Below are 621 nucleotides of genomic sequence, written 5' to 3' on the forward strand. Positions count from 1 at the left end.
AGTCCAGTTGTAAACACCGCTTGAAACAGAAATTTGATCCATTTTCATTTCATATTCGGCAGATATACTGCTAAATTCATTTTTCAATATAACATCATAAGGACTTCCGTTGGTTAATTGCGATGCTTTAACTGCCATACCTACAAAAAACGGATTTGCCAATTTATTAGCTTTTACCTTTAAAAATGTTGGATCCTCAGGAATGTTGCTAGAACCCGTAGTTACAACACTAATAATATTTGAATAGCCAGAAATCTCTGTTTCATTTTTTGCTCTAACTCGGTAATAATATTGTGTGCCTCCGTTTAAACCTGAAACAACTTCATTTAAATCGATAATTTCTTTTGCATTGTAATTTGGGACAAAAGTGGAGAAATTCTCATTGGTAGAAACATCTAGAAGATAACTTTTTGCGTGGGAAACGTAATTCCATTTTGCTCTAAAGCCTTCGTCATTCACGTCTTTTGGAGCATTTGCAATAGGCACTTCTAAAGCATTAACAGCGACATTGTCATCTTTTGAACAAGAGTTCAAAAAAAAGAAAAGACAGGCCAGCATTAGTAAAAATTTAATTTTCATACTGTATTGTTATTATAGGTATTCTAGTTATTGGTAATACCT

General features: G+C 33.0%; 1 protein-coding gene. It reads right to left on the reverse strand.

The genetic code is table 11. The annotated features are described in order from the left end of the window. The coding region (locus B3J44_RS17355) for an endo-1,4-beta-xylanase (RefSeq protein WP_286969951.1) at nt 1-579 on the reverse strand (579 nt) is incomplete at its 3' end. Between the last annotated feature and the right edge of the window lie 42 nt (nt 580-621).

The sequence above is a fragment of the Flavobacterium sp. UBA4854 genome (assembly GCF_002399805.1).
In the GTDB taxonomy this organism is placed as follows: Bacteria; Bacteroidota; Bacteroidia; order Flavobacteriales; family Flavobacteriaceae; genus Flavobacterium; species Flavobacterium ginsengisoli.